Source organism: Mycobacterium venezuelense (assembly GCF_054919535.1).
Genome location: NZ_JBONDW010000004.1, coordinates 114,768 through 132,955 on the forward strand (window position 1 = coordinate 114,768; position 18,188 = coordinate 132,955).

Annotated in this window: 19 protein-coding genes; 8 read left to right on the forward strand and 11 right to left on the reverse strand. The window is 64.6% G+C overall.

Annotated features, from left to right (window positions below; all coding sequences use genetic code 11):
* Positions 1-95 precede the first annotated feature (95 nt).
* The 4 genes from ACRCUN_RS07970 (at position 96) to ACRCUN_RS07985 (ending at position 3,972) form a co-directional block, all read left to right on the forward strand.
* Entirely contained in the window at positions 96-1,862 is a 1,767-nt protein-coding gene (locus ACRCUN_RS07970; RefSeq protein WP_462141094.1) for a hypothetical protein, read from the forward strand.
* Positions 1,863-1,926: 64 nt separating this feature from the next.
* A complete protein-coding gene (locus ACRCUN_RS07975) occupies positions 1,927-2,955 on the forward strand; it encodes a fused (3R)-hydroxyacyl-ACP dehydratase subunits HadA/HadB (RefSeq protein ID WP_462141095.1) in 1,029 nt (342 codons plus the stop codon).
* A 46-nt stretch (positions 2,956-3,001) separates the two neighbouring features.
* On the forward strand, positions 3,002-3,253 hold the full coding sequence (locus tag ACRCUN_RS07980) for a hypothetical protein (RefSeq protein ID WP_462141096.1): 252 nt from the start codon (positions 3,002-3,004) through the stop codon (positions 3,251-3,253).
* 50 nt (positions 3,254-3,303) lie between these two features.
* Positions 3,304-3,972 carry an alpha/beta hydrolase gene (locus tag ACRCUN_RS07985; RefSeq protein WP_462141097.1) on the forward strand — a complete coding sequence of 223 codons (669 nt, stop codon included), beginning with the start codon at positions 3,304-3,306 and terminating at the stop codon, positions 3,970-3,972.
* Here the strand turns inward: ACRCUN_RS07985 and ACRCUN_RS07990 are convergent.
* Positions 3,969-4,916, reverse strand: a complete 948-nt coding sequence (locus ACRCUN_RS07990; RefSeq protein WP_462141098.1) for an oxygenase MpaB family protein — start codon at positions 4,914-4,916, stop codon at positions 3,969-3,971. The genes ACRCUN_RS07985 and ACRCUN_RS07990 overlap by 4 nt on opposite strands.
* 147 nt (positions 4,917-5,063) lie before the next feature.
* On the opposite strand from ACRCUN_RS07990, the gene ACRCUN_RS07995 reads away from it, so the two are divergent.
* Both ACRCUN_RS07995 and ACRCUN_RS08000 read left to right on the forward strand, forming a co-directional pair.
* On the forward strand, positions 5,064-5,630 hold the full coding sequence (locus ACRCUN_RS07995; RefSeq protein WP_462141099.1) for a TetR/AcrR family transcriptional regulator: 567 nt from the start codon (positions 5,064-5,066) through the stop codon (positions 5,628-5,630).
* 133 nt (positions 5,631-5,763) lie between these two features.
* Positions 5,764-6,240: a hypothetical protein gene (locus ACRCUN_RS08000; RefSeq protein WP_462141100.1), complete on the forward strand. Its 477-nt coding sequence runs from the start codon at positions 5,764-5,766 to the stop codon at positions 6,238-6,240.
* A 6-nt stretch (positions 6,241-6,246) separates the two neighbouring features.
* Here ACRCUN_RS08000 and ACRCUN_RS08005 read toward each other — a convergent pair whose 3' ends face one another.
* Together ACRCUN_RS08005 and ACRCUN_RS08010 are read right to left on the reverse strand one after the other, a co-directional pair.
* On the reverse strand, positions 6,247-9,150 hold the full coding sequence (locus tag ACRCUN_RS08005; RefSeq protein ID WP_462141101.1) for an MMPL/RND family transporter: 2,904 nt from the start codon (positions 9,148-9,150) through the stop codon (positions 6,247-6,249).
* Positions 9,147-9,593, reverse strand: a complete 447-nt coding sequence (locus ACRCUN_RS08010) for an MmpS family transport accessory protein (RefSeq protein WP_462141345.1) — start codon at positions 9,591-9,593, stop codon at positions 9,147-9,149. Before ACRCUN_RS08010 ends, ACRCUN_RS08005 begins: the two co-directional genes overlap by 4 nt.
* Positions 9,594-9,896: 303 nt before the next feature.
* On the opposite strand from ACRCUN_RS08010, the gene ACRCUN_RS08015 reads away from it, so the two are divergent.
* On the forward strand, positions 9,897-10,592 hold the full coding sequence (locus ACRCUN_RS08015) for a hypothetical protein (RefSeq protein ID WP_462141102.1): 696 nt from the start codon (positions 9,897-9,899) through the stop codon (positions 10,590-10,592).
* Positions 10,585-11,049 carry a MarR family winged helix-turn-helix transcriptional regulator gene (locus ACRCUN_RS08020; RefSeq protein ID WP_462141103.1) on the forward strand — a complete coding sequence of 155 codons (465 nt, stop codon included), beginning with the start codon at positions 10,585-10,587 and terminating at the stop codon, positions 11,047-11,049. The genes ACRCUN_RS08015 and ACRCUN_RS08020 overlap by 8 nt, the downstream gene beginning before the upstream one ends.
* A 49-nt stretch (positions 11,050-11,098) precedes the next feature.
* Here ACRCUN_RS08020 and ACRCUN_RS08025 read toward each other — a convergent pair whose 3' ends face one another.
* The 8 genes from ACRCUN_RS08025 to ACRCUN_RS08060 are packed head-to-tail and all read right to left on the reverse strand — an operon-like array spanning position 11,099 to position 18,011.
* A complete protein-coding gene (locus ACRCUN_RS08025; RefSeq protein ID WP_462141346.1) occupies positions 11,099-11,539 on the reverse strand; it encodes a hypothetical protein in 441 nt (146 codons plus the stop codon).
* A gap of 44 nt (positions 11,540-11,583) precedes the next feature.
* On the reverse strand, positions 11,584-12,696 hold the full coding sequence (locus tag ACRCUN_RS08030; RefSeq protein ID WP_462141104.1) for an ABC transporter substrate-binding protein: 1,113 nt from the start codon (positions 12,694-12,696) through the stop codon (positions 11,584-11,586).
* Positions 12,696-13,694, reverse strand: a complete 999-nt coding sequence (locus ACRCUN_RS08035; protein ID WP_462141105.1) for a LacI family DNA-binding transcriptional regulator — start codon at positions 13,692-13,694, stop codon at positions 12,696-12,698. The genes ACRCUN_RS08030 and ACRCUN_RS08035 overlap by 1 nt, the downstream gene beginning before the upstream one ends.
* Positions 13,691-14,386 (reverse strand): nucleoside/nucleotide kinase family protein, encoded by a 696-nt coding sequence (locus ACRCUN_RS08040; protein ID WP_462141106.1) that lies wholly within the window; start codon positions 14,384-14,386, stop codon positions 13,691-13,693. The genes ACRCUN_RS08035 and ACRCUN_RS08040 overlap by 4 nt, the downstream gene beginning before the upstream one ends.
* Positions 14,338-15,258 carry a PfkB family carbohydrate kinase gene (locus ACRCUN_RS08045; RefSeq protein WP_462141107.1) on the reverse strand — a complete coding sequence of 307 codons (921 nt, stop codon included), beginning with the start codon at positions 15,256-15,258 and terminating at the stop codon, positions 14,338-14,340. Before ACRCUN_RS08045 ends, ACRCUN_RS08040 begins: the two co-directional genes overlap by 49 nt.
* Complete coding sequence (locus ACRCUN_RS08050) at positions 15,236-16,015, reverse strand: ATP-binding cassette domain-containing protein (protein WP_462141108.1); 780 nt, start codon at positions 16,013-16,015, stop codon at positions 15,236-15,238. The genes ACRCUN_RS08045 and ACRCUN_RS08050 overlap by 23 nt, the downstream gene beginning before the upstream one ends.
* Complete coding sequence (locus tag ACRCUN_RS08055; RefSeq protein ID WP_462141109.1) at positions 16,012-17,007, reverse strand: ABC transporter permease; 996 nt, start codon at positions 17,005-17,007, stop codon at positions 16,012-16,014. Before ACRCUN_RS08055 ends, ACRCUN_RS08050 begins: the two co-directional genes overlap by 4 nt.
* A gap of 8 nt (positions 17,008-17,015) precedes the next feature.
* Positions 17,016-18,011, reverse strand: a complete 996-nt coding sequence (locus ACRCUN_RS08060; RefSeq protein WP_462141110.1) for a substrate-binding domain-containing protein — start codon at positions 18,009-18,011, stop codon at positions 17,016-17,018.
* Positions 18,012-18,188: the final 177 nt, after the last annotated feature.

Here is an 18,188-nt window from a genome sequence, read left to right on the forward strand (position 1 = left end):
GTCATACATTGAGCCGGCGTGGGTTCGCGACGGCCGGCACTCCCGCCATCGGCAGAGGCGAACAGCACCGTGGAATGTCAAGGGGGACATCGGAAATGGTGGATGCTTCGCGCTGCACAAAGAACGTTAGACGTCGGCACATCCGGTACGGCCTGGCCACCGCGGCGATCGGCGTCGGCATCGGCATCGGCCTCGCGAACGGCCAGGCCGTGGCGTGGGCCGAGCCCGATTCGTCAGGCAACTCGACAAGCCAATCGAGTGCGGAGTCCGCAGGCGGCCCCAGCAAGCCCGCCAACCGGCCGGGTATGCGCCACGATCGATCGTCGACGGCACCGAAGCCTCGCGACACCGAGACCGAGACAAAACGTCGCGACCCGGTGTCGGAGCGGCCGGATTCGCATGCCGCACAACAAGACTCGGCGACGAAGAAGTCGCATGAAAGGCTACGCCCCGTCAAGACGGCGGTGCGAGATCGCATACGGATCACCGAACCGACCAGACCGGTCACGCTAGACCTGCCATCGGTACGGAGCTTCACGAAGACCACGAACACGCCAACGGAGCAGAAGCTCCCGGCGGCGCTCGACACGACAACCGTCACACGAGCCACTCCCAAGACCGTCGCAAAGGCACTTCCCCTCTCCGCGAAGCTTGCCGAGGCAGCGGCCTCGGCGGCCGCGCCGGCACCGACGTCGTCGGCGACCACGACGGCTCCGCCTGAGCCCGAGCCGCTGTCGCCGATCGCCGAGATCGCCGCGCTGCCCGGTCGCGTCGTCAACACAGTGCTGCAGGCGCTGGACATCACGTCGTCGGCCAACGGCCCGACGAGCCCGCTGAACTTCGCGCCGATCAACGACGCGTTGTTCGCGGCGTTCCGAGACGTCGAGGAAAAGCTGGGGCTGACAAAGCCGCCGGACGCGCAGCCGATGCCGCCGGCCCTGACCTACACCGGACCGACCACCGGCACGACGCCGACGGTGGCCCAGTTCCTCAATGCCGCGACGACCGCGTATGTCCTCGGCGGCACTCCGGGCGGGCTGAAACCGTTCACGGTCGACGGCAAACAGATGTCGTCCACCAATGTGCTGACGGGCATGTCGGGCAAGGCGTGGGTGACGCCCGATGGCCAGGTCATCATCGCCTACCAGGGCACGACAGGCGGTACGAACCTGCTGTTCAACCCCCTGATCGCGGTCTCGCAGGTGATCACCGACGTGCAGGTGATCTTTACCGACACCACACCGCAGGCGTTCATCGATGCGCTGGAGATCCAGCAGGAAGTGGAGGCCGCAGCCATCGCGCAGGGTTACCGGAGAGAAGACATCTTCCTCACTGGACACTCACTCGGCGGTTGGGAGGCCTCATACGTCGCACAACGAACCGGCCTTGGCGGCGTCGCGTTCGAGAGCCCCGGTCTCAACACGACCGTGCCGGGCAACGGCGCCAACTCCGGATTCGTCAACGTACTCACCTACGGCGACACCGCGGCCTACTTCTCCACCGATCTGCCGGGCCTGCAGCCATTCATGCCGGAGTATGTGCCCGGCGGCGGCAGCAAGCCGCATTACGGCTCGATCGTGATGATCGGCAATCCCGACGCCGCAACACCGTTGATCAACGCGTCGGCGCTGTGGGGCACCGGTCCGATCGGGAACGCGATATTCCTCGCCGACATTCTGGGCAACTTCCTCCAGTACCACCTGCCCGGCATCCAGGCCTACCATTTGGGCGTCACCCCGGACCCCGGCGTCGTGCCGTGGCTGGGATACGCATCGGGGCCGGTCAACGCCGACTATGCCGACATGACGATTCCGGAACTGCAGAAAGCGGCATCGGACGCCGGGACGTTGTTCATGCCGTAGCGCTCGCACGTTAGTGTGCTTTGGTCGGCCTCAGCGAACAGCCGATAGAAAAGTTGAGCACTTCATGACTGCAGCACCGGAAGCGTCAGCGATCGAATCGCGAGTCGGCCACTGGTACCAAATGGACGATCCGTACCTGGTCGGCCGGGAAAAGGTCCGCGAGTACGCCCGGGCCGTGCAGGACTATCACCCGGCGCACTGGGATGTCGACGCGGCCGCGGAACTGGGTTACTCCGGGCTGGTGGCGCCTCTGACGTTCACGTCGACTCCGGCCATGGCCTGCAACCGTCGCATGTTCGAATCGATCGTCGTCGGCTACGACACCTACGTGCAGACTGAGGAAGTCTTCGAACAGCACCGCCCGATCGTGGCCGGTGACGAACTGCGCATCGACGTCGAACTCACGTCGGTGCGGCGGATCGCCGGCCGGGACCTGATCACCGTGACCAACACGTTCACCGATCCCGCGGGCGAGCGCGTGCACACGCTGCACACCACGGTCGTCGGCGTCACCGCCGAAGATGTCGACCCGACCATCAAGACGGCCGTGCAGAAGGCGATGATGCACGACGTCAACATTCTCGACGTCGGCGAATCCGACGCCGCCTACGAGAAGACGGTGCGTCCCGATGGCGAGATCCGCATCGCCGAGGCGGGTGACCGCACGCTGGGGACCCCGTCGTTCGACGACGTGAGAGTCGGCGACGAGCTTGCCGTGCACCACACCCGGCTGTCGCGCGGCGACCTGGTGAACTACGCCGGCGTGGCCGGCGACGCCAACCCGATCCACTGGGACGAGGACATCGCCAAACTCGCCGGGCTGCCCGACGTGATCGCCCACGGCATGCTGACCATGGGTCTGGGCGCCGGATTCGTCTCCGCCTGGTCAGGCGACCCGGGCGCGGTCACCCGCTACGCCGTGCGACTTTCGGCACCCGCGATCGTGTCGGCCGCAGAGGGCGCGGACATCGAGTTCAGCGGCCGAATCAAGTCCTTGGATCCAGAAACCCGCACCGGCGTCGTCATTGTCGCCGCGAAATCGGGCGGCAAGAAGATCTTCGGCCTCGCGACACTGGACGTCCGCTTCCGCTGACCTTTCGGCCCGGATGCGGTCGCTGAGCATCGGCTACCGTCGAAGTATGTCCCAGTCCCCCGCTGAAGGCCGCATCGACGACGTAGCCCCCGGTGACATCGTCGCCCTCGACCGCGGAACCGGTGAACAGGCTTGCAAGGTGGTCCACAAAGAGCCGATCGAATCCGGCTTCCTGATCACCCTCGAAGGCGATGACGGTGAGACGTTCCAGCACGAGCTGGCCGCAGGCACACCCGTCAAGCGGTCGTTGGAATCCAAGTGGGAGTCGGCCCAGAGCCCGACTCCGCATTCCGAGTAGCCACAACCGACCCTGGTGTGACGCTCCCGCGAGGTGGGAACACCACTGCGATGGACACGGTCGAATACGCCCCAGGACGCCTCGCCGACATATTCGGTGCGCCGTCGTCCCAGCCGACGGCGCTGTTATGGCACGGCATGCAGAGCGACTCACGCGCGGCCGTGCGTGTCCTGGCCCGAGCCCTTGCCGACCGCGGCGTCGGCGTAATCGCGCCGGATTGGGATTCGCACAGCCCCGACGGCGGGCGTGCGGACCTGATGAGCTCGGTGACGTTCGCGCGCAAGCAGACTGCCGATCTCATTCTCATCGGCTGGTCGCTGGGCGGTGTCGCCGCGGCAGGCCTGACGCTACGCGCTCAGGAGTTCAACATTCCTGTGCTGCATACCATTTGCCTGGGTGGCGCCTTCATGGCACCGGACCCGATCTCCGGTGGACCCGTCCTTGACGGTGTGCCCGAAGACGCTTCCCGCACACCGTTCACGCTGCTGGTCGGAGATGCCGATGACGTCGTGCCCGGTTCTGCGGCCACCGATTTCGCGGAAGCACTGCGGGCGCGCGACTGGCCCGTCGACGTCGTCGAACTGGCCGCCGACCACGGATCGATAGCCGGTGCACGTTATGAACCGGCGGCCGAGCGGTACGAGCCGGCCGACGATCCGGCGACGCACGCAGTGGTGCGTGACGTCGCCGCGCGCATCGCGGCGATAGCGCTCGGCTAGGGAGTCACGGCGCCCGGCACGCGGTACGCGTACGACTTCTTCTGGCGTTCCTTCATTTTCTCCAGGCACTCGTGGTGCTTGCGTGCGTGATAGGCCAGCGGAAAATACGTCAACCGGTCCGGCAACACGCGGTACGCGACGCGAATCGCCCGGTAAGCACGGTTGAGCTGGCGCTGTTCTTCGGGCGACCATTCCACACCGAGCTTGACGCGAAGCCGCGGGTCGAGCAGGCCGACGACCGACAGGTAGTTGAAGCGGAGCGCGGGCCGCAACGCCGCTTTGATCAAGGGGTAGAACAGCTTCGGCACCGATGGAGGTAACCCGACCTCGCCGTTGATCAAGTCGTCGATCAGTTTCCTGGCCTGCGGCGTGCCCTCCAACTTGTCGATCATCGACTCGAAGTAGTCGGTCATCTCTTGATGAGTGTTCGGGTAGTCGCGCATCGGCACGTGAAGCAGGCGCGCAAGCCTGCGGTTGTCGCGCAGCAGTTCCGCCTTCTCCGTGTCGGTGAAATCCCGCCCGATCAGCAGGCGGGCGCCGTGCACATTGACGATGTATCCCGTGCAGATCACCCACTGGTAGGCCTCCGGGTTCAGCGCGCTGATCTGCTTGCCGCTCGCCTCGCTCTTCATCGTCATCGGTCGGTGCATGGCCCTGACCCGGTTGCCTTCGGCAACAGCTTCGGTGCCGCCGTACGTCCAACGCAACACCGAGTCGATGGACCGGATGGCGCGGCCGCCCGGATCACCGTGGAATGCCGCCGAGTAGCGGCCGGTGACCTCGGCGATGACCGGGTGCATCGCCTGCATCATGAACGCCGCACCTTCGAATATCAGGAAGGTCCACCGCCCGGTGTGCTCGGCGGTCAGCGAATCCAGCGGCACGAGCTCCACGGGCTCGTCGTCGGCGGCTGAAGAAATCTCAAGGTCCGAAGTCGCGGTCATGGGCTGCGCCCACCTCCTGTCCAGGTGATGAACCGGACGCTAATATGACCGACAGGTCGCATTCAAGTCGCGTAAGGGACGTTTGTGAGCACTAATAAAAGCAGGTCAAGCGGGCGGAAGCTGCCACAGCAGCAACGCTCTCGCGAGATGGTCGCAAAAATCGTCGACACCACCGCGGCGTTGCTCCTCACCACCGATCCCAACCAGGTGACCACCAACCTGATCGCCGACCGGGCAGGCGTCAGCAAGGGATCGATCTACCAGTACTTCAACGACAAGGACGAGATCATCGGAGCGGCCATCGAACACCTCGCCGCGCGGGAGGCTCCCGCGCTCGAAGAGCGCCTGCGGACCGTCACGCTGGCCCAACCCGCCGAGGCAATGGCAGCCTCCATCGACATTCTCATCGATTTGACGATCGCCAACCGCGGCCTGCTCCGCTACCTCGCGGAACGACCCGATCACGTGCGGACCTTCGAGAACATCTCCGGCCTCAACGCGACCCTCGTCGCGATGTCGACCTTGCACATGAACCACTACCACGACCAGTATCGCAACGAGCTGAGCCCAAAAGCGTTGGCGTGGTTGTTCTTCAACATGGCGGTGGCGACCACCCTGCGCTACGTCGAGGCCGATGACCCGATCCGACTGGAGGAACTCCGCGCCGGACTCAAGTTCGCGTCATCGGGACTGTTGGCCGGCGGGCGGGACTGAGTCACATCGACGGATCACTTCGGGGCCTTCCTGTGTCGTTCCTGTGAGAGTCTGCACGATTACTTAGGTCATGTAGCGTTTTAAGAGGTGCGCGCACAGTGCTGACGCCGAGCCGAAGTGAAGGAGCGACACGGTGAATCTTGGTCCGTGGGGTGATCTGACAATCCTTGCTGCCGTGATGGAAATCGTCTTCGCCACTTGCGTTTTCATCTACATCAGTCGGCTGGAAAGGCGGACATCGCACCCGCTGGGCGACCAGGTGGGCGCGCACAAAGCGGTACTGGCCAAGATCCGCAAGCGCCAGCCGATGACGCAAGACGAAGTGGACTATGCGAACGAACTGATCGCCGATGCACGGTCACCGCTCGCTTACGCGATTCCCGCGGCGCTGTTCACCATGGGATTCTTCTACGTGGTGGGCTGCCTGTTCATGCTCCATCTCTACGGCGGTCATCCGTCCTTCCGGACATTCATCGGTGGAATCCCGATGTTGACTTCCATGAACATGGCCGGTCAACTGCGCCGCGTCGCGCGGCTGAAAGGGAAACTGCAGCAGGTTCCGGTTGTCGAGGCCGAAGCCGCCGGTGAGCCCGTGCGCGTCGCAAGCTGACGAAACCTACTTCAGCCCTCGGGATTCCGCGTGGCTCGGTCCGCCCGCGACGGGGTCGCCGTCCTCCCACAGCAGTAGCTGTCGAACCGATTGACGCGATCCGTACGGCTGCAGCATCTGGCTGGCCGGGCGGGTCCGTACTTTCAGCGGCCACCAGAACCAACGCCCGATCAGCGCCGCGAAAGCCGGCGTCATGAAGGACCGCACGATGAGCGTATCGAACAGCAGACCCAGTGCGATCGTCGTCCCGATCTGACCGAGAATTCGCAAGTCGGCGAACAAGAATGAGGCCATCGTCGCGGCGAACACCAGACCGGCCGCCGTCACAACCGCACCGGATCCGGCCATCGCCCGGATGATTCCGGTGTTCAATCCGGCGCCGATCTCCTCCTTGAACCGGGAGATCAACAGCAGGTTGTAGTCCGAGCCCACCGCCAACAGCAGGATGACGGCCAAAGCCAACACGATCCAGAACAGGTCGATGCCGAAGATGTCCTGCCAGATCAGGACCGAAAGCCCGAACGAGGCGCCGAGCGACAACGCGACCGTGCCCACGATGACGAACGCGGCGACGATGCTGCGGGTGATGAACATCATGACGAGAAGGATGAGACACAGCGCTGCGATCGCAGCGATCATCAGGTCGTATTTGGCGCCGTCCTGGATGTCCTTGTAGGTGGCCGCCGTGCCGGCGATGTAGAGGTTGGACCCGGCCAGGGGCGTGCCCTTGACGGCTTCCTGAGCCGCATGCCTGATCGCGTCGATATGCGAAATGCCCTCGGGCGTCGCGGGATCTCCATCGTGGGTGATGATCATTCTGGCCGCTTTACCGTCCGGCGAGAGGAACAGCTTGAGCCCGCGTACGAACTCCGGGTTGGTGAACGCCTCCGGCGGCAGGTAGAACGAGTCGTCGGTTTTCGAGGCGTCGTACGCCTGGCCCAGCGCGGTTGCGTTCTTCAGTGCCGCCTCGGTCTGGTCATTGATGCCCGATGTCGTGGCGTAGTTCGTCAGCGTCAGATCGCGATTGGTCTGCTGGCTCTCGATCTGCGGTGGAAACAGCGCCAACAGCTTCGGCTGCAGCTCATCGAGCTTGGCGATGCTGCCCGAGACGTTACCCAGCTGCTCGGTCAGCTCATCGATACCGTCGAGAGCGTCGAACACCGATCTCAGCGCCGCACACATCGGGATGTCGAAACAGTGTGGCTCCCAATAGAAGTAGTTGCGCAGCGGCCGGAACTGGTCGTCGAAGTCGGCGATCTTGTCACGCAGGCTCTTGGCCGTGGCGACAGTCTGCTGGAACGCCTTGCTCTGCTCGTCGGTGATCGCAGCCGACTGCTGCTGCAGCTCATACTGTTGCCGCAGGATCGCGATCGAGCTGTTGATCACGTCCACCTGTTTGAGCAGGTCGGCACCGCGGGCTTGCTGAAACGGCAGGTTGTTGATCTGAGAGGCGCTGCTCGCACTGATCTGGAACGGAATCGACGTGTGGTCGAGGGGCGTGCCGAGCGGCCTCGTGATCGACTGCACCTGCGCGATGCCGTCGGTGTGGAAGACGGCCTTGGCGACGCGCTCCAACAGGATCATGTCGGTCGGGTTCCGTAGATCGTGGTCGGCTTCAACCATCAACAGCTCGGGATTGAGGCGCGCTTGCGAGAAGTGCCGTTCTGCGGCCGTGTAACCCACATTCGCCGGAGCACTGGCAGGCATGTATCCCCGTGCGTCGTAACTGGTCTGGTATCTCGGCAGGGCGAGCAGACCGATCAGCGCGACAGCGATCGTCACCACCAGGATGGGACCGGGCCAGCGGACGACGGCGGTGCCTATGCGCCGCCAGCCCTGCGTGCGCATGGGCCGCGCGGGTTCGAAGAGCCCGAAATGGCGGCCGATGATGAGCAGGGCCGGCGCCAGCGTCAGTGCCGCCACCACGGCGACCAGCACGCCGATACCGGCGGGAATGCCCAGGCTGTTGAAGTACGGCAGCCGGGTGAAGGTCAGACAGAACACCGCGCCGGCAATTGTCAATCCGGACCCCAAGATGATGTGCGCGGTGCCGTGATACATCGTGTTGAACGCCGAGACGCGATCCTGCCCGGCATACCGCGCTTCATGGAATCTGCCGAGAATGAAGATCGCATAGTCGGTGCCGGCCGCGATGACCAGCAGCGTCAGCAGATTCGTTGAATACGTGGACAATTCGATGATGCCCGCGTTCGCAAGCACTGCCACGACGCCGCGGGACGCGGTCAACTCGATCATCACCGTGAAGATCACCAGGAAAACCGTGGTGAGCCGGCGGTAAAGCCAGAACAGCATCACGGCGATCACGCCGAGGGTGATCAGCGTGGTTTTCAGGGTCCCCTGCCGGCCGACCTCGAACTGGTCGGTGACCAGCGGCGCGGCGCCGGTGACGTAGACCTTGAGACCGGACGGCGGCGGGTTCTGATTGACGATGTCGCGCACCGCGTCGACGGACTCATTCGCCAGCGACTCGCCCTGGTTGCCAGCCAGGTACAGCTGTACCAAGGCAGCCTTGCCATCGGCACTCTGCGAGCCGGCCGCTGTCAGCGGGTCACCCCAGAAGTCCTGGATGTGCTGAACGTGCTTGGTGTCCTGCTCGAGCTTCTTGATGAGATCGTTGTAGTAGCGATGGGCTTCGTCGCCGAGCGGCTCGTCGCCCTCCAGGACGATCATTGCCGAACTGTCGGAGTCGAATTCGTCGAAAACCTTGCCGATGCGCTTGGCGGCCTGCAGCGACGGCGCATCCTGCGGGCTGAGCGATACGTTGTGCGCTTCGGCGACGGTCTCCAGCTGCGGCACGAACACGTTCGTCAGCACCGCAAGGGTCAGCCAGAACAGCGCGATGAGCACCGAGAATCGCCGGATGAAATCCGGAATACGGTGGCTGCTCATCCGGACTTGTCCAGGCAGTAGGTGAAAGCGTTCAAGGTTTCTACCGTTCTCTGGTCCTTGACCACGTCGTCGATCTTGATGCGGCAGCCGATCCAATCGGCGTCGCCCTGCGCGGAGATGTTCACGGCGACGGCCGGTTGGGTCGTGGTCGCGTCGTAGGCCCACGGCAGGTCGACGCCGTCGGCACGCTGCGGCTGGGCGTCGACGTCCAGGTACGTGATGGTGGCGACCGTTCCCGGCGGGCCGAAAACCTCCAAGACCACATGCTTCGGGTTGAACGGGACGATCTCGTTGGCCGAACCGCTCGGTGTTGATACGACGTCCTCTGAGGCGAAGATGCCGTGCAGCCGATTCACCGCGAATCCCGCCAGCGCGACGACAACCACTGCCACCACGATCATCCAGTGCCGACCGAGTCGACGGCTGACCGAAACCCGCTGCATCCGTGACCCTTTCATGAGCGGCGACAGTCGCGACCAGTCGTAATTCTTCTAGGAGGTCTAATCAACTAGGTTGACGGTACGACACGGGACGGTACTCCACAACACCGCGGCCCACGTATGTTGGCTGTTCACAGCAACTTCGGAGGTTGCGCCCCTGGTCTGCCACCCAGCCATCTGGTACTCGGCGCTCGCGGGAGGGCAGGCCGCGACGAAGCGATCCGCCGATGATATGGTTTTCATATAATATGGTTACCATAGTTTTTACCGCCCGGCCCCAGTCCATGGACATCGGCAGGAGAGAACATGCACGACTATCCGGCCCCACCGTTTCGCGACACTCTCACCTCGGCGTTCATGTACGCAGCATGGAGTATCGATCCGGTACGCATTGGCCCGTTCGTACGCCCTAGTTCCATTCGGCGCATGCGCATGGACATGCTCGGCGCCCTCGCCCATGAGGTCGAGCAGCGGGACGATGTCGAGAGCGTGCGAGTCTTGGAGGCGTCGTTCATTCCCCCGCTGTCAGGCGTCCCGAAACGCGACGTCGTCATGCTGGTCCGAACGTCGAGCGTGTCAGCGGCCCAAGCAATTTGCCGTAGCTCTTTGCTTGACGACACTGAGCCCGCGGTGACATTCGTTGCGACCAACGCAGCGCGATTCGGCGACACCGAACACCCGGCCTCCGGCGTCAACATATTGCTGAACCACTTCACCGGACCACCGGATCGACCGGCGGCAGCCGAGGCATGGCGCCAGATCTCACGGTGGTACGTCGCCAAGGCGGGGGTCGACAACTCCACACTGCTGCGCACTGAGGAGGGCGCGCCCTACGTCGTCGTCAACTACGTGCGCATCCCCGGCAAGGTGGTGCCGTTCATGTTGCAACAGGTGGCGCGCCCGAGCTTTTACCGCTACGTCCGGCGTCTGCTCAAGCAGCACCGGCTGACTCCGCTACCGGTGTTCTTCCGGCCCGCATCGTTGGAAGCGACCGATGACTGACGCCGGTGAGCTCCGAAACGCTCTGCGCGCGTTGCGGATCGAGCTGGCGATCGGCACCCGTCGTGTCGCGGCGGTGACCGGGCTCAAGGAGTCCGATCTCGATGTCCTCGACGTCCTGGCCCGCCACGGTGCGCAATCGCCCACCGCGTTGGCCCGACGGATGGGCATCCACCCCGCAACGATGACCGGCGTGCTGACCCGTTTGGAAAAAGCGGAGTGGATAGTGCGCCGGCGCGACGAAACTGACCGGCGTGCCCTACAAGTCGAGCCAAGCGGGTTCGACCGACTCACCGAGATCTACCGCGGGGCCAACGAACGTCTGGAAACCATCGCCGCAGAACTCGATCCCGACGCGGCCGCGATCATCCTGGACTACCTCGGCCGGGTCTGCGAAGCCGTGCGCGAGGCCTCCGCCGAACTTGTCAACGACCAGCAGGCGCCGCCTGCGCAGGCCTGAGGAGATCTTCACGCGGGGTAGCAATTTTCGGGGCGCCGGGCCTACCGGACTACTGCTGACCGATCCGTAGCTCCTCACCCGGGTGAGAGCTGAGTGTGACGACGATCGTGCCGCGACCCGTCCTGAACGTGGTGTTCGCGTATCCGATGAAGCCGTAGTGCCCGTCGATCGTCGACACCGCGGTGATGTCACTGGTTCCCGAGGCACCGGTGTCGAGGTTCTTCCACGTGGCCGTCACGGTGAGCGCGCAGGAACCGTCGTAGATGCCGGCGTCGTAGTGGATCGCCACGCGGACACCGTCCTCGACCCGATCGCCGATCTGCACCGGTGTCACCTGTGCCTCGGCGCTGACGCTGCCGGCGCACGTCGCCGACGCCACCACAGGAACACGATCCAACTGCGCGGATCCCGCGGCGTGAGCTGTCGCGAGCGACAACCACGGCGCCGTCAGCGCGACGGCGAGCGCACCGGCAACACGGAACCGAGTCATGCCCAGGTAATCGGCGCCCACCGGGGCGGTGTTAGCCAGCATGGCTATTTCAGATGATGGCGGAGTCTGGCATGGGACCACGGCGTGAGACGGAACCGGCCGTCTCGGATGACCGCGATGGCAACGTCGTCTGTGTCGAGTCCGGAATGGTCGGCGTGGGAGAAGTTGTATTCGCCTTCGGGCGTGAGACACGACAGCGACTCCATCGCCCGCTGGACTGCGTGTGGCTCATCATCGCCGGCTGAGTCGATGGCGGCCGCGATCAGCTTCGCGGCGGTGTACCCGTCCACCGCGAACTGTGAAGGCGGTGACCCGTGCCGGCGCCCGAACGGTTCGGTGAGCGCGGAGATCGCCGTGCGCGTCTCAGACGGTGGCAAGTCAGTTTCCACCCCTACCAGTGACGTTGCGACAATCAGGCCGTCGGCGCCCGATCCCACCGCCTCCACGAACGCCGGACTCGCGGCGCCGATCCCGGCAACGAACGGGATGTCGAGCCGGGCAGCCCCGAACGCCCGCGCCAAGCCCGTCGCGGGCGGACCGGTCACCCACGCCATCAACGCCTGCGCACCGCTTTCGGCGACGGCGGTGACGGTCGGATCGAAGTCCTCCGTGTCGACCTTCACGGACTCGACCGCGATGGTCTCAATTCCGTACTGGGCCAACATTGTCGCCTGCACTGCCCACGCCTCACGGTTGAAGACACTGTCGGCGTCGAACGCCACCGCGATCATCGTGAGACCGTGGTCGCGGAGATACCTGAGTGACTGTTCGGCGACCAAGTGCCCGGTCGGCGGCGTCATGAACACGTAGGGCCGGACGGGATCGACCTGGGTATGCGCGGCGCCGGTCGACACATAGACGATTCGTCGCTCGTCGGTGTGCGGCAGTACGGCGAGGCTCGCGTTGGAGAAGGACGTGCCGATCACGGCGCTCACGCCTTGGCCGGCGAGCCGGTGGTAGGCCTCGACCGCGCCTTGCGGCGAACTCTGGTCATCCACCACGGTGAGTTCCACTCGACGGCCATCGAGCACGCCGCCGCCGTCGTTGATCTGCTCAACCGCGAGCTCGGCCCCGTCCCTGTTCTCAAGGCCCATGTAATTCGAGCCGGTCAGGGACGTCACTTGGCCGATATGTACGGGTGGACTGTCGGAAGCCATCACGTGCATCCGCACGAATTGCGGTGGTGGAACGTCGTCGGTACGCGAATGTGCTCCGGCGCGAATTCCTCACCCCGAATGCGGCGTAGCAGCAGTTCGACCGCCATGGCCCCGATGGTTTCGACGTCTTGCGCCGCGGCACTCAGCCTCGGCTCGAACAGATTCGACCATTCGAAGTCGTCGTAGCAGACGAATGCCAGGTCCGACGGAATCGATAAGCCAAGTGCGCGAACGGCCTTCAGCGATCCGATTGTCATGGCGTTGTTCAAGGACACCAGTGCGGTCGGTCGGTTGGCACTCGACATCAGCGAGCTGACTTCACGCTCCGCCACATCCGTGTTGGATTCACCGTCGAGGACCAGGGCTGCGTCGACCGCTATTCCGTATTCTGCGAGCGCGGCGCGGTAGCCATCGAAACGCTCGGTGGTGGAGGAGATCCCGGCAAGGCCCCGTACGACTGCGATCCGGCGATGCCCGAGCTCGAGCAGGTGCTCGGTCAGCGACCGTGCCGCTGAGAAGTTCTCCGGTCCGACCTGGTCGCAACCGATGTCAACACCACGGTCGATGAGGACCAAAGGAGTTCCGGTGCGGGTGATTTCGGGTATGGTCACCCGCTCGGACCCAGCTGCGGGCGCCACGATCATCCCGTCGACCTTCCGGTCCAGCAGCGAGTCGGTGACCCGCATTTCTGACCCCACGTCGTCGTGAGAATCCCCGACGATCAGCACATAGCCGGCCTCCGACAGCGCCCGTTCGACCGCATGAACCAGGCTCGCGAAGTATGGATTGGTCAAGGCGGAGATCGACAGCCCGACTGTGTGCGTGCGCCCGGCAGCGAGCGACCGCGCGACGACATTGCGCCGATAGCCGGTCTCCTCGATCGCCGCTTCGACGCGCAGGCGCGTCGCGGTGTTGACCTTGCGCGTGCCGTTGAGTACGTGCGAGACCGTGGATGCGGACACGCCGGCGATGCGCGCGACGTCACCCATCGTGGTCATGGGAGCCGCACGATGCGGTCCGCGCGACCGGCGGTCGACTCGATCAATCTGGCATTGCGCTCGTCAGACCCGAAGGCCCAGAACGCTGCTTCCTCGGGAGACTTTCCGTAGGCCTCATGTCGGCTCAGCAGCCGCGCGTGCCGAATCTCGGTGTGAGGGGCCAAGAACCACACCTCATCGATGTAGGACCGTGCCGCAGACCACGCATCGGATTCCAGCAGCAGGTAATTTCCCTCGGTGACGACCAGCGGGACGTCGGGCCGAACGGGTATGGACGACCCGATCGGCTCTTCGATCTCGCGCCGAAACCGGGGCGCGTACACGACTGGGTCGTCGATGCGCTGTGCCCGCAGGGTCGCGATCAGCCGTGCGTACCCGCCGTCGTCGAATGTGTCATGCGCGCCCTTGCGGTCCAGGATCCCCAGGTCGGTCAACACCTCATTGGCCAGGTGGAAACCGTCCATGGGCACGAGCACGGCGGTGTCCGGACCCAGCGCGGTGACGAGCATCTCTGCGACGGTGGACTTCCCGGCTCCCGGCGCTCCGGTGAGACCGAGAATGCGGCGTTCGCCGGGAATGACGAGTGCCTTTGCCCACTCGACCAACTGGTCAAGTGTGGCGTCCAGCGCGTCCTGCTCGAGGGTCACCGTTCCCGCTTTCGAGTCTGATCTTTGTGGAGTTCGGTCAGCCATGCCCGTGGGCCGACCACCGAACACCGTAGTGCCGCCACCCGAGCGGAGCGATCGATGCGCTCGGCAACACTGCTTCCGATCTGGGTTGAGAAGTACGAGTATGCGCCGTGGAAGACATCGCCTGCGCCCAGTGTGTCGACAACCACCACCGGTTCCACCGGCACGGACCCGGACTTGCCATCCGACCACCACTCGACGGGATCGCCGCCGTGCGTACAGACGACGGTGCGCACACCGCTGCCGACGAGCGCAGCGGCGGTGGACTCAGGGTCGTCGGCGCCCGGTACGCGGAAGTCATTGGAGCACACCATGTCTGTCGCATAGGAGGCAATGTCGCTCATCACCGGTTTCCATCGACCGGCGTCGACGACGAGTGTGGTGGCCAGCGCCGTCGCATGCGCAACGGCAGCACGGGCGATCAGTGGATGGTGCCCGTCGACAAGCACCACATCGGCAGCTGCCATGATTTTTCCGAGGTCGTCCGGTGGCAACGCTTCGGAGTTCACGGCGTCGAGCGAGACGACCGATCGGTCACCCGTGGATTCGATCACCGACACCGCGGAGACAGGTACCGCCCGAGTGCTACCCGCCGCCGCGTCGACGACGCTGACGCCGTACGCCGCGAGGTCGGCTCGGACCAGGTCAGCGACCGGATTGTCACCGAGCGCCGTCACGAGGATCGCCTCGCCGCCCAGCGCCGCGAAGGTGACGGCCGCATTCGCAGCCGGCCCGCCCGCTGCGACGAACTGAGCGGTCGACGTGACTTTCTCGTTGACCGCAGGCCGTTTCGTGATGCGGTGGATGACGTCGAGCGTCGCCAACCCGACGAACACCCCGACGGGAGCCGCCTCAGAGACCGGCGCGTTCCTCATCCGTGGGCTCCTCTGCGCCAGTCATGAGCGCGACGACCTCGGACATCGAGCGCTTCTTCGGGTCGACGACACCGGCGCGCTGCCCGAGCCGGTGGATGTGGATCCGGTCGGACACCTCGAACACGTGCGGCATGTCGTGGCTGATGAGCACCACCGGGATGCCGCGGTCGCGGATCGACTTGATCAGATCGATGACCTGTCCCGACTCCCGAACGCCGAGCGCGGCAGTCGGCTCGTCCATGATGATCACCCCGCGGCCGAACGCGGCGGCCCGTGCCACCGCGACACCCTGGCGCTGTCCACCGGACAACGTCTCCACGGACTGGGTCGCGGACTTGATGCCGATCTTCAGGTCCGCGAGATGCTGCGACGCCTCCTGGCGCATCCTCGGCATGTCGAGCCGGCGGAACAGACTGCCGGCGAGGCCTTTCCGCCGGACCTCGCGTCCGAGGTACAGGTTCGAGGCGATGTCGAGAGCCGCCACCACGGCGAGATCCTGGTACACCGTCTCGATGCCTGCGGCTCGCGCGTCGCGGGTGTTCCTGAACGAGACGCGCACGCCGTTCATCAGGATCTCGCCGGAGTCCGGAACCACCGCGCCCGCCAACGCCTTGATCAGACTGGACTTTCCGGCGCCGTTGTCACCGACGACCGCGAGGACCTCCCCCTCGCGGAGCTCGAAATCCGCCCCGTTGATCGCCGTCACGTTGCCGTACTTCTTGACGAGTCCGCGTGCTTCGAGAACGGGTGCACTCATTGTGATCTCCTGCGGGCGAATTGATCCACCGCCACCGCGACGATCACGAGTATTCCGGTCGCGATGTTCTGGTAGAGACTGTCGACACCGGCCTGGGTGAGACCGTTGCGGAGAACCGCGACGATCAACGTGCCGACCAACGTGCCCACGACGCCGCCACGCCCACCGAACAAGCTGGTTCCGCCGATGACAACCGCGGTGATCGTCTCGAGGTTGGCGTTCTGGTACGCGTTGGGGTCGGCGTTCGGGATGCGGCCGAGGGCAGCCCACGCGGCGATCGCTGCGATCACACCCGTCGTGAGGTAGACCGAGAACAGCACCCGACCGGATTTGACGCCCAACAGATTCGACGCGCCCGGATTACCGCCGACGGCGTAAATGTGCTTACCCCAGGCGGTTTGGGACAACGCGTACCACATGACGGCATAGACCAGCAGCATCGCGACCACGCCGTACGTCGTCGAGAACGATCCGATGCGAAAGGACGTACCCAAGAACGTGAGCGGTCCCGGCTCCACGCGGTAGGTTTCGGAGCCGGCGAGCAGACGCGTGCCCGCCAGTATCGCGGTGAACGTTCCCAGTGTGACGATGAACGGAGGCAGTCTCAGCATCGTGACGAGCCCGCCGTTGATCGCACCGAACACCACACACACGAGCAGCGTCGAGCCCAGTGCCACGACCGGCCCGTAGGCGCCTGCGCTCTGGGCCATCACGATTGTCCCGAAGACGGCCACCGCGCCGATCGAGAGATCGATCCCCGAGGTGAGGATGATCAGCGTCTGGCCGACGGCGAGAATGCCGACCACGACTGACTGTTGAAGGATCAGCGACACGTTCTGCGGATTGAGGAACGAATCCGAGACCGAGCTGAAGATGACGATGGCGATGACGAGCGCCACCAGCGGGCCGACCAACGGTTCACGCAGGATCGTCCCTACGTTGAATCGGCTCGCTGCCGGTGGTTTCGCTCGCGCGGGAGCACCGGTGGTCATGATGGCGCTCAGCCCCAGCAGTTCTGTTCGCCCCAGGCGGTGTCCTTCGACTCGAGCCCGGGAACGGGCCTATCCGTGATGAGCTGTGAACCGGTGTCGTTGAATCCGCTGGGCTTGGTGCCGTCCTTGGCGAACTTGACGACCGCCTGCACGCCCTGCTCGGCCATCTTCGCGGGGAACTGCATGACGGTTGCCCCGATCTTTCCGGACTTCACGTCGGCGACGCCCGTGCAGCTCCCGTCGATCGACCCGATGGTGATCAGGCCCGTACGGTTGGCGGACTGTATCGCCTGGTAGGCGCCGGCGGCTGCCGGCTCGTTGATCGTGTAGAGCGCGTTGACACCCGGAGCCCGCTGCAGGAGGTTCTCCATCGCCGTCTGTGCCTTGGTCTGGTCGCCGTTGGTGTTCTCCCGACCGACGATCTCGGGCGACTCGTTCGTGATGCCGAAGCCCTCGAGAAACCCGTCGTGACGGAAGGTGTCGACGGTTCCGCCCGGGGTGCCGTCGAGCATCACGATCTGTGGCGCGGTGTTGCCGAGCGCGGCTTTCACCCATTTGCCCTGGCTGACGCCCGCGGCCTTGTTGTCGGTCGCGAAGGTCGCGTCGACTGCATCTTCCGGGTCGGTCGCGGTGTCCAGAGCGATGACGACGATGCCGGCGTCGCGGGCCTTCTTGATCGCGTCGAGTACGCCGGTCGAGGAGTTCGGGGTGATCAGGATGCCCTTCACACCTTGCCCGATCATGTTCTCAATGGCTGAGACCTGGCCCTCGTTGTCACCGTCGAACGCACCCGCCACGGCGATCAACTCGGCACCGTCCTTGTCGGCCTGCGCCTGTGCGGACTCACGCAACTTCACGAAATAGGGATTCGAATCCGTCTTGGTGATCAGGCCAACCTTGACGCTGCCCGAATCAGATCCGCTACACGCGGTCAGGCCCAATACCAGTGAGCCTGCCAAGAGAACAGTCCCGACTGTGATCGTCCCTGTGCGCTTTCCCAACATGTGGAACTCCCCTGTCCCCGCTGGGACGCCGATCGCCCCGCGTCTGCAGGAGCCTAAAATCTAGGCAAGCGCTTGCGCATGCGCTTTCGCGAAATTTTCGACGCCTTTTCGATACGAGAACTCCGACAGCGCTTGCGCGAAGATGTCGGTTCGGGCGCCTACCATTCCTCCGGCACA